This is a genomic window from Ruminococcus sp. AM26-12LB, assembly GCF_003480785.1.
Lineage (GTDB): Bacteria > Bacillota > Clostridia > Lachnospirales > Lachnospiraceae > Blautia_A > Blautia_A fusiformis.
In genome coordinates this window covers 46,199-59,072 of the sequence record NZ_QUJX01000013.1, presented here as the reverse complement: position 1 = coordinate 59,072, position 12,874 = coordinate 46,199, and the positions used below count along the sequence as shown (strand labels likewise).

16 protein-coding genes are annotated in these 12,874 nt (G+C 44.1%); 15 read left to right on the top strand and 1 reads right to left on the bottom strand.

Going from position 1 to position 12,874, the window contains the following annotated elements; translation table 11 throughout:
- Nucleotides 1-134: 134 nt before the first annotated feature.
- The 4 genes from DW694_RS10990 (at nucleotide 135) to DW694_RS10975 (ending at nucleotide 2,095) form a co-directional block, all read left to right on the top strand.
- Nucleotides 135-365 (top strand): HPr family phosphocarrier protein, encoded by a 231-nt coding sequence (locus DW694_RS10990; protein ID WP_118752995.1) that lies wholly within the window; start codon nucleotides 135-137, stop codon nucleotides 363-365.
- Nucleotides 366-581: 216 nt separating this feature from the next.
- Nucleotides 582-860, top strand: coding sequence for an autorepressor SdpR family transcription factor (locus tag DW694_RS10985; protein ID WP_015527197.1), 279 nt, complete (start codon nucleotides 582-584; stop codon nucleotides 858-860).
- The gene (locus DW694_RS10980) at nucleotides 847-1,506 is read left to right on the top strand and encodes an SdpI family protein (RefSeq protein WP_326929022.1); all 660 of its coding nucleotides are present in this window, start codon (nucleotides 847-849) and stop codon (nucleotides 1,504-1,506) included. Before DW694_RS10985 ends, DW694_RS10980 begins: the two co-directional genes overlap by 14 nt.
- Nucleotides 1,507-1,663: 157 nt before the next feature.
- Nucleotides 1,664-2,095 carry a hypothetical protein gene (locus DW694_RS10975; protein ID WP_015527195.1) on the top strand — a complete coding sequence of 144 codons (432 nt, stop codon included), beginning with the start codon at nucleotides 1,664-1,666 and terminating at the stop codon, nucleotides 2,093-2,095.
- Nucleotides 2,096-2,130: 35 nt separating this feature from the next.
- Here the strand turns inward: DW694_RS10975 and DW694_RS10970 are convergent, their stop codons facing one another.
- A complete protein-coding gene (locus DW694_RS10970; RefSeq protein WP_084449127.1) occupies nucleotides 2,131-2,661 on the bottom strand; it encodes an IS630 family transposase in 531 nt (176 codons plus the stop codon).
- A 496-nt stretch (nucleotides 2,662-3,157) separates the two neighbouring features.
- On the opposite strand from DW694_RS10970, the gene DW694_RS10965 reads away from it, so the two are divergent.
- The 11 genes from DW694_RS10965 to rplI all read left to right on the top strand — a co-directional run bounded on the left by DW694_RS10965 (nucleotide 3,158) and on the right by rplI (nucleotide 12,872).
- Nucleotides 3,158-4,444, top strand: coding sequence for a VWA-like domain-containing protein (locus DW694_RS10965; protein ID WP_021651404.1), 1,287 nt, complete (start codon nucleotides 3,158-3,160; stop codon nucleotides 4,442-4,444).
- Nucleotides 4,441-5,961, top strand: coding sequence for an AAA family ATPase (locus DW694_RS10960; protein WP_118752993.1), 1,521 nt, complete (start codon nucleotides 4,441-4,443; stop codon nucleotides 5,959-5,961). The genes DW694_RS10965 and DW694_RS10960 overlap by 4 nt, the downstream gene beginning before the upstream one ends.
- A 124-nt stretch (nucleotides 5,962-6,085) precedes the next feature.
- A complete protein-coding gene (locus DW694_RS10955; RefSeq protein ID WP_015527192.1) occupies nucleotides 6,086-6,958 on the top strand; it encodes a phosphoribosylaminoimidazolesuccinocarboxamide synthase in 873 nt (290 codons plus the stop codon).
- A gap of 177 nt (nucleotides 6,959-7,135) precedes the next feature.
- The gene (srtB, locus tag DW694_RS10950) at nucleotides 7,136-7,954 is read left to right on the top strand and encodes a class B sortase (protein ID WP_021651401.1); all 819 of its coding nucleotides are present in this window, start codon (nucleotides 7,136-7,138) and stop codon (nucleotides 7,952-7,954) included.
- 32 nt (nucleotides 7,955-7,986) lie between these two features.
- Entirely contained in the window at nucleotides 7,987-8,709 is a 723-nt protein-coding gene (locus DW694_RS10945) for an NAD-dependent protein deacylase (RefSeq protein WP_118752992.1), read from the top strand.
- A gap of 50 nt (nucleotides 8,710-8,759) precedes the next feature.
- Nucleotides 8,760-8,954 (top strand): DUF951 domain-containing protein, encoded by a 195-nt coding sequence (locus DW694_RS10940; protein ID WP_022426426.1) that lies wholly within the window; start codon nucleotides 8,760-8,762, stop codon nucleotides 8,952-8,954.
- A 115-nt stretch (nucleotides 8,955-9,069) separates the two neighbouring features.
- A complete protein-coding gene (gene rpsF / locus DW694_RS10935) occupies nucleotides 9,070-9,357 on the top strand; it encodes a 30S ribosomal protein S6 (RefSeq protein WP_015527189.1) in 288 nt (95 codons plus the stop codon).
- Between the two features lie 74 nt (nucleotides 9,358-9,431).
- Nucleotides 9,432-9,890: a single-stranded DNA-binding protein gene (locus DW694_RS10930; protein ID WP_015527188.1), complete on the top strand. Its 459-nt coding sequence runs from the start codon at nucleotides 9,432-9,434 to the stop codon at nucleotides 9,888-9,890.
- A 48-nt stretch (nucleotides 9,891-9,938) separates the two neighbouring features.
- Entirely contained in the window at nucleotides 9,939-10,202 is a 264-nt protein-coding gene (gene rpsR / locus DW694_RS10925) for a 30S ribosomal protein S18 (protein WP_021651398.1), read from the top strand.
- 172 nt (nucleotides 10,203-10,374) lie between these two features.
- Nucleotides 10,375-12,423, top strand: a complete 2,049-nt coding sequence (locus DW694_RS10920; protein ID WP_022426425.1) for a DHH family phosphoesterase — start codon at nucleotides 10,375-10,377, stop codon at nucleotides 12,421-12,423.
- A gap of 2 nt (nucleotides 12,424-12,425) precedes the next feature.
- Complete coding sequence (gene rplI, locus DW694_RS10915) at nucleotides 12,426-12,872, top strand: 50S ribosomal protein L9 (RefSeq protein ID WP_015527184.1); 447 nt, start codon at nucleotides 12,426-12,428, stop codon at nucleotides 12,870-12,872.
- Nucleotides 12,873-12,874: the final 2 nt, after the last annotated feature.

Here is a 12,874-nt window from a genome sequence, read left to right as displayed (position 1 = left end):
TTTTTATATTGTAACAGAAATAGGAGAAGATAACATCTAAAAAAATCACCTTTTTTATAAAAAAATTACTCTATACAAATAATTATATCATAGTAAAATAGTAGTATAGATAGAGAAAAGAGGTGAAAAAAACGATGACAGTAAAAAAAGTACAGTTTGAGAGCATGGATGAAGTGAACCGTTTTCTTGATGTGACAGAGCATTTTCCGTTTGCAGTGGATCTGAAAAGGGGAAGCAGAACAGTAAATGGCAAATCCATTCTTGGAGTTGCATCCATTGGCCTTGGCAGAGAGATGGACTTTTGTGCACATGTGCCGGAGCTTGCGCCGGAGATCACATCCAGTCTTGTTTTTTGCATGAGGTAGGTTTAAGAGGGGAAAAAATAAATAATGGTTGATCGATGGTGAATGAGGATATCGTAAGGTCGCAGAGGCGATGATCGGTATCCTCATTTTTTTATAGATGACAAATGTAAGTATTTAGAAAAAAATCTAAATACTTATTGACTGGGAAATTCGAAAATGCTATATTCTATTTAGAAATATTTCTAAATACTATCTGAAAGGAGGAAGACATACACGATGGCGTTTGCGGAAACCTTCAAGGCACTTTCGGATCCTGTGCGGAGAGAAATCCTGCAGCTTCTGAAAAACGGGAAAATGTCAGCCGGTGAGATCGGAGGACATTTTGACATGACGGGTGCAACCATATCCTATCATCTGAAAATTTTGAAGAAAGCAGATCTTGTGTGGGAAACGAAGGTGAAGAATTTCGTGTATTATGAACTGAATACCACAGTTGTAGAGGAGCTGCTTCTGTGGCTCAGTGATCTGAAAGGGGGAAAGAATGATGAAAGGTGAAGAAAGAAAAGAGTTTCTGAAGGAATATAAAATGTCCCTGATCTCCGGGAGTATCCTTACGATCTCACCGTCACTGGCAGGGATCCTGCTGTGGAACCGTCTGCCGGAGAAGATCGCAACACATTTTGATCAGCACAATGTGGCCAACGGCTGGAGCAGCAAGCCGATGGCAGTTTTTGGAATTCCATTTCTGCTTTTGCTGATCCATTTGTTTTGCGTGTTTTTTACAGCCAATGATCCAAAGAGAAAAAATATCAACAGGCGTATTTTTACCATGGTCCTGTGGCTGGTTCCGGTGGTGTCTGTGATCACCTGCATGTCAATCTATGGTCTTGCTCTGGGTATGGACATTGATATAGGTGTGATCGTGAATATCATGGTGGGGATCATGTTTATCATTCTCGGAAATTACGTTCATAAGGTGAAACAGAATTATACAGTGGGAATGAAGCTTCCCTGGACCTTGAACAGCGAGGAGAACTGGAACCGTACCAACCGTATGACAGGCTGGATACTGATCCTGTCAGGGCTGCTTTTTCTTATGAATTCGCTGCTCCTGAAAACGGAAATTGTTTTTGCGGTAATTTTGCTGGTCATCCTTGTGCCAATGATCTATTCATTTATTCTTTATAAAAAGGGAATCTGAGAAAATAATTTCGGACCGTCACTGTCAGAAAAAAGGCAGTGGCGGCTTCTTTTTTATCAAAAAATAATGTTCAAACAAAGCGGTACGTGATATGATAATGTCATACAAAAGCATTTTCTCGAACACTATAAACAGACAGCAGACAGGAGGGATCATTATGACAGAATTAAGCCGTTTTCAAAAAGATGTGGAAGTTGCTGCCACTGCTCTTGAAATGCGGGCGGAGAACGAGGATGCCAAAGAAGAGGCCATTCATCTTTACCGGAAATTCGGAAGTACCAAGCAGGAGCCGCTGCGGCTGGCAGTTGCCCTGCGGGGATATTTTCTGGAGGAAGGTGTGGAGGAAGAGGAACGCGCGCATTATGGAGCATATCTTAAGAAAAGGATCCGTCCGGCTGTGGAACGCCTGATCCTGGAAGATGACTGGGAAAAGATCGAGAAGCTTTATGAGAACGAATGGTTTGGGGAACAGGAGCTGGAGGTGTTCCTGAAACTGGCTGAAGAGTGGAGGAGACCTGCAGCGCTGATGGGACTTCTCCATTTGAAAAAAGCAAATTATGGATTTAAAGAGAAGGAATTTGAATTGTAAATAAATCTGGTGAAAAACTATAGCAATCCAATAAATTATTGCACATAATTACACGAATGAAACCACCCTATGCAGTCCTTTGGACGAATTGTTAAAAATCCTTTTGAAATAGCTGATGGTAATTCCGATGCAATCCGTATCTTTTCTTTCCTTAAAAATGCTTTGAGTTTTGACCACATCTTTTCAATCGGATTCAGATCCGGACTATACGGGGGTAAATACAGATAGGTTACTTTTGAGCTGTCCAGTAGCTGTTTCACCACTTTTGCATGATGGGAACGCATATTATCCATAACGATAATGTCTGCTTCTGAAAGCGTCGGCAGCAACTTTGTTTTCAGGTATTCTGCAAACCGCTCTGCAGTAGTTCCTCCCTGATAGACTGTATAGGCACAGTCTCCATTCAGACGTATGGAAGAAAGAACGGTTGTATTGCAGGGCGTGTTGAGTGGAGTTTTATCTACTGCTCTCCGGTTTTTCCATGCTCTGGCATAATGTCGCGTCATATTGATGTTTACTCCGCTTTCGTCCAGAAAGACCAGATGATTTATGTCTCTCTCCGACATATGTTTTTTCCAGTTTCTGCGTTTTTCCCTGACATCGGGGACGCTCCTGCTCTGAGGTATGAAGAGATTTTTTCTTGTAAGAATACCCGAGTTTAATAACTGCCTTGCGGACTGTTTCATTACAAACATGCAGACCAAGTTTATCAATGATTTCATCAATTGTGATATCTGGTTCCTGCTGAACCACCCGGTCAATATTTTGGATATCTTACGGTGTCAGGGCATGTTTACGTCCTCTCTGTGATGTTCTTGTTTTTACAGAACCTGTTTCACGCATTTGTTTTTCCAGGCGGTAAACAGTACTGGTATTCACAGAAAAACACTCTGGGATTTCTTTTGCATTGTGCGTTTTATTCCAAGCTTCAATAAGTAGTTTACGTGTTTCATCATGTAATATAATAATCACCTCTTGACTCTATCATAGTCCTGTTGTCAAGAGTGTGCAGTATTTTTTTGGAGTGCTATAGTTTGATCAGAAGGACAGGAGGCGGATTCGGTGGACCGGAATCAGGAAGAACTGGGAATACATATCCTGGAAAATGTGAGGAACGAACTGTACTACTATTTTCCATATCTGGACGGTGCTTTTGCCTGCATTTCCGGGAAGGGTTCGGAAGAGACCAGAACCATTGGAACAGACGGAGAGTTCTTCCTTTTTTCTCCGGAATATCTGCTGGAACTTTATGTGAAAAAGCCGGAGGCAGTGCGACGAGGGTATTTGCATATGTTGCTGCACTGCCTGTATCTGCATCTTTTTCGGGAAAATCAGGAAGACAGACGTTTATGGAACCTAGCCTGTGATATTGCGGTGGAACAGATCATTTCCAGAGAAAAGATCCCGGTTCTGGAGACAGGTGGAAATGAAAAAAAAATCCGGAAAAAAGTTTTCCATATGCTTGGAAACGGCGCGGATTCCGCAGAAAAGATCTGCCAGAAACTGAAAGATCAGGTATTTCCATTTCGATTGGAAGAGATGGAAGAAGCGTTCCATTTTGATGATCACTCACTATGGGATGCCTGCACAGGAGAAAAAGGAAAAAGAACAAAGGAAAAATGGAACAAGCTTCTTTCCTATACTGCCGCAAACCGTCAGGATCACCGGAAACGGCGGGGAAGTCAGAAAGGGGACCAGAAGGAAGAGGCAGGAACGGTAAGATCCGGAAGATACGATTACAAAAAATTTCTCCGTCAGTTTTCTGTGCTGCGGGAAGAGGTGGAGCTGGATACGGAAAGCTTTGATTATATTTTTTATAATTACGGGATGGAGCATTATGGAAATCTTCCGCTGATCGAGCCGCTGGAATATAAGGAAGTGAACCGTCTGGAGGAGCTGGTGATCGCCATTGATACTTCCGGCTCCTGTGATGGAGAGACTGTGCGGAGATTCCTTGGAGAAACGTATTCCATTCTCAGTGAAAAAGAGAATTTTTTCCATAAAATGAAGGTGTACCTGATCCAGTGTGACTGCTGTATCCAGGATGTTAAGGTGATCCATTCCGAGGAAGAATGGAAGGAATACAGCAAAAATATCACCATACAGGGCCGGGGCGGAACAGATTTCCGGCCGGTGTTCCGGTATGTGAAGGAGCAGCAGGAGAAAAAAGAAATCCGCAGTCTTAAGGCTCTGATCTATTTTACAGACGGGGATGGGATATATCCCGGAAGCAAACCGGATTATGAAACGGCCTTTGTATTTTTACATAAAACAGAAAAAATGGAGCTTGTTCCACCCTGGGCGATCCGGCTTGTGGCAGAACAGGAAGGAGTGCGTTACAGAACATGAACATAAAAGAGGCAAAAGAAGAGATCAAACATACCTTACTGGCTTACAACCGGAAGGATGCAGCCGGACGCTACACATTTCCCAAACTCCGGCAGCGTCCCGTCCTGCTTATGGGGCCTCCCGGAATCGGGAAAACAGCGATCATGGAGCAGGTGGCAGAGGAATGTAATGTAGGTCTGGTAGCCTATACCATTACCCATCATACAAGACAGAGTGCGGTAGGACTGCCAAGGATCGTGACCCGGTGCTACAACGGAAAAGAGGTCAGCATCACAGAGTATACCTTAAGCGAGATCATTGCTTCTGTGTATGATTGTATGGAACGTACCGGAAAGAAGGAGGGAATCCTGTTTATCGATGAAATCAACTGTGTCTCCGAGACACTTGCGCCTACCATGCTGCAGTTCCTTCAGAACAAGACCTTCGGAAGCCACAGTGTGCCGGAAGGATGGCTGATCGCGGCAGCAGGAAATCCTCCGGAATATAATAAATCGGTCCGGGAGTTTGATATTGTAACACTGGACCGTGTGCGGAGGATGGATATCGAGGCAGATCTTGAGGTGTGGATGGAGTATGCCTGGAAAAAGGAGATCCACGGATCGATCCTGGCTTATCTCGGCATGAAAAAGGATCATTTTTATTCTGTGGAAAATACAGTGGACGGGAAATTCTTCGTGACAGCAAGAGGCTGGGAAGACCTGTCTGAGATCCTGAAGGCTTATGAGGAGCTGGGCGTGGAGATCACAGAGAATCTGGTCGGGGAGTATTTATGCAGAGAGGAGATCGCAAGAAGCTTTTTTGCCAGCTATCAGCTGTACCGGAAGTACGGAGAGGACTATGGCCTGGAACGTCTGCTTTCCGGAGAGATGCCGGAGGAGGAACAGCAGAAAAAGGTAAAAATGGCGAAGGAAGCTTCCTTTGAGGAACGCTTCCTTGTGACAGGGCTTCTGCTTGACGGTCTGAACGGAGGTTTTCTGACCTATGAGAAGATGGATGGTGAGACAGGTGCTGTTTATCAGGAACTTCTGCATCTGAAAGCTTTTCTTCAGGATAAAAAGGACATGACAGCGCTGGATGAATTTACAGATATGAAGAAGAAAAGTCTGGCTGTCCGTCTGGAGGCGGAGCTTCTTACCGCAGATCAGCAGACTACAGAAGAGCTTGTGATCCGCACTCTGGAGGAATTCAGCCTTACTATCCGAAAGGAGCATATCACAGAAACAGAGGCTGGCTTTGAACGGATCCGGCAGCTGTTTACGGAAATGGCGGAGAAGAGAAAAGCCTGTGCGAAAAAGATCAGCGGGGAGCTGGAACAGGCATTTGCATTTATGAAGGAATGCTTCGGGGACGGACAGGAAACGGTGCTTTTTGTCACCGGACTGACCCGGAACAGCCATGCGGCGGCCTTTATCCGAGAGTATGGCTGTGATCCTTATTTTGCCTGCAGTGAGAAGCTTCTTTACCGGAAACAGGAGAAAAAGCTTCAGGAGGAATGTGCATCACTATTAGAAATATGAATGATCCCTTAACGAATACTTATGACTGAAAGGGGCCTGACATCTTGACAGGAGGGCTTGTGAGGTGATACGGTAACGGTGTCGAAAACAAAAATCAAATAACCGAATGATGAGGTGTGAGAACATGCAGGAATTAAAACCAATCAAAGAAGGTAAAGTACGTGAGATCTATGACAATGGAGACAGTCTGATCATGGTTGCAACAGACCGTATCAGCTGCTTTGACGTAATTCTGAATAACGAAGTTACAAAGAAAGGTGCTGTACTGACCCAGATGTCCAAATTCTGGTTTGACATGACTGAGGACATTCTTCCGAACCACATGATCTCTGTAGATACCAAGGATATGCCGGAGTTTTTCCAGCAGGAGAAATTCGAAGGAAAATCCATGATGTGCCGTAAACTGAACATGCTTCCGATCGAGTGTATCGTACGTGGATATATCACAGGAAGCGGCTGGGCAAGCTATAAGGAGAACGGCACTGTATGCGGCATCAAGCTTCCGGAGGGACTGAAGGAATCCGACAAGCTGCCTGAGCCGATCTACACACCATCTACCAAGGCTGAGATCGGTGATCACGATGAGAATATTTCCTTTGAGCAGAGTATCGATCATCTTGAGAAATACTTCCCAGGAAAAGGACGCGAGTATGCAGAAAAGCTTCGTGACAACACCATTGCTCTTTACAAAAAATGTGCAGAGTATGCACTCAGCAAGGGAATCATCATTGCAGATACAAAATTCGAGTTTGGTCTTGATGAGGACGGAAACATGGTTATCGGTGATGAGATGCTGACACCGGACAGCTCCCGTTTCTGGCCGGCAGAAGGCTATGAACCAGGACATGGTCAGCCATCCTTTGACAAACAGTTTGCACGTGACTGGCTGAAAGCCAATCCGGACAACGACTGGACACTTCCGCAGGAGATCGTTGACAAGACTATTGAGAAATATCTCCAGGCATACAAAATGCTTACAGGAAAAGAACTGGCCTGAAAAATAACAGCAGCTCTGAAATAGAATATACCTTACAAGCCGCTTCGGATGCCCATTCCGAGGCGGCTTCTTTCTGTATAAAACAGGACAAAAACAAAACGGTTGCAAGAAAACGGAGGGATATTTATAATAAATACAGAAACCAGATGATCCTGACAGATTTAAAGGAGTGTGATTATGAGCAGGAAAAACAAGGTGAAAAAGAAAAAAACAGTTGGAGATCATATTCTGACGATCGTTCTGATCGTGGCAATCTGTATTTTCTGTTATGCAGCTTTTAACCTTTATCATATTTATACAGAATATAAAAAAGGAACCGATGAATATAACAGCATTTCCGAAATGGCAGTGACAGAACGTGATCCGGACCAGGTGGAAGAGATAGATCAGCCGGATGAACAGCCTGTAGCACCTGTGAGCATTGATTTTGATTCTCTCAGGAGTATCAATGAGGATGTGATCGGCTGGATCTATATGGAAGCATTGCCTGAGATCAGTTATCCGGTGGTACAGGGAGAGGATAATAATTTTTATCTGCACCAGACATATGAGAAAAATTATAATTTTGCGGGAACGATCTTTATTGATTATGAGAACAAAAGAGATTTCAGCGATTGTAATACCCTGGTGTACGGACACAACATGAAGAATGGTTCCATGTTTGGAATGCTGAAAAAGTACAGAGCGGATGAGACGCTTTATAATACCAGCAAATATTTCTGGATCCTCACACCGGAAAAAGATTACCGGTATGAGATCATTGCAGCGTATACGACTTCTGTAAACAGCGATACGTATACCTTATTTAAAGGACCTGGCAAAGAGTTTCTGGAATATGAGAAAAAAATGTTCCAGAATTCGGAGATCAGAACAGATGCCACTGCAAGTGAAGCCAATGTGAAGGATAAGATCGTTACATTATCAACCTGTACCGGCAATCAGGCAACACGTTTTGTGGTACAGGGAAAAAGAGTGAATGCGGTGAACCCACAGTAGAGCTTTTGCGGATAAGTTTGGGAGGAAATGATATGGGAAATGAGATAGAAAAATTACAAAAGATTATTGATGAGAGCAGAAATATTGTATTTTTCGGCGGCGCAGGTGTTTCAACAGAAAGCGGGATCCCGGATTTTCGAAGCCAGGACGGACTGTATAACCAGAAATATGATTACCCGCCGGAGACGATCTTAAGCCATACATTTTTTATGCGAAAACCTGAGGAATTTTTTAAATTTTACAGAGATAAGATGCTTTGTGATACTGCAAAACCGAATGCGGCACATCTTAAGCTGGCGGAGATGGAGCAAACAGGAAAGCTGAAGGCTGTGATCACTCAGAATATCGATAATCTTCACCAGATGGCAGGAAGTAAAAAGGTCCTGGAGCTTCACGGAAGCGTTTACCGAAATCATTGTATGAAATGCGGGAAATCTTATGATTTTAAATATATGAAGGAATCGAAAGGTGTTCCGCGGTGTAGCTGCGGCGGCATGATCAAGCCGGATGTGGTCCTTTATGAGGAAGGGCTGGATGACTATACGATCCAGGAATCAGTAAGAGTGATCTCAGAGGCGGAGGTGCTGATCATCGGGGGAACTTCTCTGGCGGTATATCCGGCAGCAGGTCTGATCGATTATTTCCGGGGAAATCATCTGGTGGTGATCAACAAGGCACCGACACCGAGGGATAAATATGCGGATCTTCTTATTAAAGAACCGATCGGGCAGGTGTTTTCTCAGATAAGAGTTTGAAAATATGGGAACCTGGGATGATCTGCAAAAATAAAAATGAGGAGTATCAAATGGGATTAAATTATGAAGTTGGAGATATTGTCACACTGAAGAAGGCTCATCCCTGTGGCAGTAAAGAATGGGAGATCCTTCGCGTAGGAGCGGATTTCCGCCTGAAATGCAAGGGCTGCGGACATCAGATCATGGTGGCACGTAAGCTGGTTGAGAAAAATACACGAGATTTGAAAAAAATTGAAAAAAATTAAATTTATGCTTTACATCACGGGAGAGATGTGCTAGAATCAACAATCGTGATATATTTCATATCCTTGCTCTTTGACAGGCAAAGGGCCAAAAGACCATAAGGAGGTTAAGACAAGCATGAACAAGTACGAGTTAGCATTAGTTGTGAGCGCTAAGCTTGAGGACGAAGCACGTGACGCTGTAGTTGAGAAAGCAAAAGGCTACATCACACGTTACAACGGCGTGATCACAGAAGTTGAAGAATGGGGTAAGAAGAAATTAGCTTACGAGATTCAGAAAATGCATGAAGGCTTCTACTATTTTATTCAGTTTGAAGCAGATTCTCAGTGCCCGGCGGAGATCGAGAGACATGTCCGCATCATGGACAATGTATTAAGATACCTGGTTGTCAAGAAAGAGGCATAATTTTTGCAGCGGATTTTTCGAAAACACCATTAAGAACCTGTTCAGTTAAGTGAAATCATAAGAGAGGTAGAACGATGAACAAAGTAATATTAATGGGACGCTTGACAAGAGATCCTGAGGTAAGATATTCCGCAGGAGAAAATGCCCTGGCAATCGCCAGATATACACTGGCAGTTGATCGCAGATTCCGTCGTGACGGAGAGGCAAGTGCTGATTTTATCAGCTGTGTTTCTTTCGGACGTACAGCAGAATTTGCGGAAAAGTATTTCAGACAGGGACTGAAAATTGCAGTTACGGGACGTATCCAGACAGGAAGCTATACGAACCGTGAGGGACAGAAGGTTTATACGACAGAGGTTGTTGTTGAGGATCAGGAATTTGCTGAGAGCAAAGCATCAAGCGACAGCTATGCAGCAGCTCATCCGAGAACAGAGGCAGCACCTGCAACGTCTATGCCGAGTCCGAGCGCAGCAAGCGCCGACGGCTTCATGAACATTCCAGATGGAATTGATGAGGAGCTGCCGTTCAATTAGAACATCTGATCAAGACAGATGAGACGAATAAGATAGGAGGAAACAATCATGGCTTACAATAGAGGCGAGAGACCAGATTCTCCGATGAAGAGAAGAGGCGGACGCAGAAGAAAAAAAGTTTGTGTATTCTGCGGTAAAGAGAATAACGAGATCGATTACAAGGATGTAGCAAAGTTAAGAAAGTATGTTTCCGAGAGAGGTAAAATTCTCCCGAGAAGAATTACAGGTAACTGTGCGAAACATCAGAGAGCACTGACAGTTGCTGTTAAGAGAGCACGTCATATGTCCCTGATGCCATACGTTCAGGACTAATTCTGATCTTATACGGGGTCGTTGCGAAACAGATGAGCAGTCATCTGGAGGCAGCGGCCCTGTTTTTTTATGAGCAAAACAGATTTTATCATTGCTATGGAATTATAATAAGGAATCTGGTATAATGTTAAATAACTTGTGGGTTAAATTACATTAAGAACAGGAAAAAGCAATGAACAACAAAGTTAAATTCAAGGGGCCTATGAAACACTTCATGCGCTGGCCGCTGTACCTTTCGGTCCTGGTCGTGCTGCTGGACCTGCTGGTGTTTATTGTAAGTGTAAAGGCCGGAATTCTGGTGTCTGTAGGTACTGTGATCTATATTTTTATCGCAGTACAGCTTTTTCGATATCACAAACCGCTGATCATCAATGATATGATCGCATTTGCCAATCAGTATGATGTGGTAGAAAAGCGGATGCTGGAAGAACTGGCGCTTCCTTATGCCATTATGGATATGGAAGGCCGCATGATCTGGTCCAACCGTATTTTTTCAGAGATCACGGGGAGAGATCAGTTTTATAAAAAAAATATCAGCACAGTTTTCCCGGATATTACTCCGGACAAGCTTCCTGTAGCCGATGAACCGGAAATTTCCGAGATGAGTATACATTTCGGGGATCGGATCTATCGGGTTTCCATGCAGCGGGTGACTATGGGTGAAGTAGTCAGCCATGCGGATATTTTGGAGAATATGTCCCAGAATGTCAGTCTGATCGCCATGTATCTTTATGATGAAACAGAGCTTAAGGAATACATCCAGAAAAATGAGGATAACAAGCTTGTTGTAGCACTGGCTTATCTGGATAATTATGAAGAAGCACTGGAGAGCGTGGAGGATGTGAGAAGATCTCTGCTTATCGCACTGATCGACCGAAAGATCACCAAGTATTTTTCCAACTTTGACGGCCTTGTGAAGAAACTGGAGAAAGATAAATATCTTCTGATCATGCGCCAGAGTTCACTGGAAACACTGAAGGAACAGCGTTTTCATATCCTGGATGAGGTTAAGACAGTTAACATCGGAAATGAAATGGCTGTGACATTAAGTATCGGAATCGGTCTGAATGCTTCTACGTATATCCAGAATTACGAATATGCCAGAATTGCCATTGAGATGGCACTGGGCCGTGGCGGTGATCAGGTAGTGATCAAAAATGAAAATAATATTACCTACATTGGCGGCAAGGCACAGCAGATGGAGAAATCAACCCGAGTGAAGGCACGAGTGAAGGCTCAGGCTCTGAAGGAATTTATGAGCACCAAGGATCGAGTGGTGGTTATGGGACACAAGATCACAGATGTGGATGCTCTGGGAGCTGGGATCGGTATTTACCGTGCCGGTAAGACTCTTGGTAAGCCGGTGCATATTGTGATCAATGATCCGACCACATCCATTCGGCCGCTGATGAGTGGATTTATGGAGAATCCAGATTATGAGCCGTCCATGTTTGTGGACAGTAATCAGGCCAAAGAACTGGTGGATAACAATACGGTAGTAATTGTGGTGGATACCAACAAGCCAAGCTATACCGAATGCCAGGATCTTCTCTATATGACAAAGACCATTGTGGTATTGGATCATCACCGCCGCGGCAGCGAGGTGATCCAGAATGCAGTTCTGTCCTATGTGGAGCCATATGCATCTTCAAGCTGCGAGATGATCGCAGAGATCCTGCAGTATTTTGCAGACGGGCTGAAGCTTCGCAGTATTGAGGCGGACTGTATTTATGCGGGTATCATGATCGATACCAACAACTTTACAACAAGAGCGGGTGTGCGTACCTTTGAGGCAGCAGCATTCCTGCGCAGATGCGGAGCAGATGTGACACGTGTACGTAAGATGCTCCGGGATAATATTGATTCCTATAAGGCGAGAGCGGAGGCAGTTCGTACTGCGGAGATCTACAGAGATTATTTTGCCATTGCAAGATGTCCGAGTGAAGGTCTGGAAAGTCCTACCGTTGTAGGAGCACAGGCGGCCAATGAGCTGCTCAATATCGCAGGAGTCAAGGCATCTTTTGTTCTTACCAGCTATAATAATGAGGTTTACATCAGTGCCAGAGCCATTGATGAAGTGAATGTACAGGTCATGATGGAACGGATGGGCGGCGGCGGACATCTGAATATTGCCGGTGCACAGGTGAAAGACACCATGGATGAGACCGAAAGAATGCTGAAAGAAATTATAGACCAGTTATATCAGGAAGGGGACAAATAGAAATGAAAGTAATTCTTCTGGAAGATGTTAAATCCCTGGGTAAAAAGGGACAGATCGTAAATGTAAGTGACGGATATGCAAGAAACATGATCCTGCCAAAAAAGCTTGGTGTTGAAGCTACATCCAAGAATCTCAATGACCTGAAACTCCGTAAGGCAAATGAAGAAAAGGTTGCACAGGAAAACCTGGACGCTGCCAAGGCATTTGCAGAGGAGCTTTCCACAAAGGAGGTTATCCTTACTCTGAAGGTAGGTGAAGGCGGAAGAACATTCGGTTCTGTATCCTCAAAAGAAATCTCAGAGGCAGCCAAAAAACAGCTGAATCTTGATATCGATAAGAAAAAGCTCCAGCTGGAGAATCCGATCCGTAACCTGGGTGTTACCAATGTTCCGGTACGACTTCATCCGAAGGTAACCGGAAGTCTCAAAGTCTGGGTAAAAGAGGCGTAATC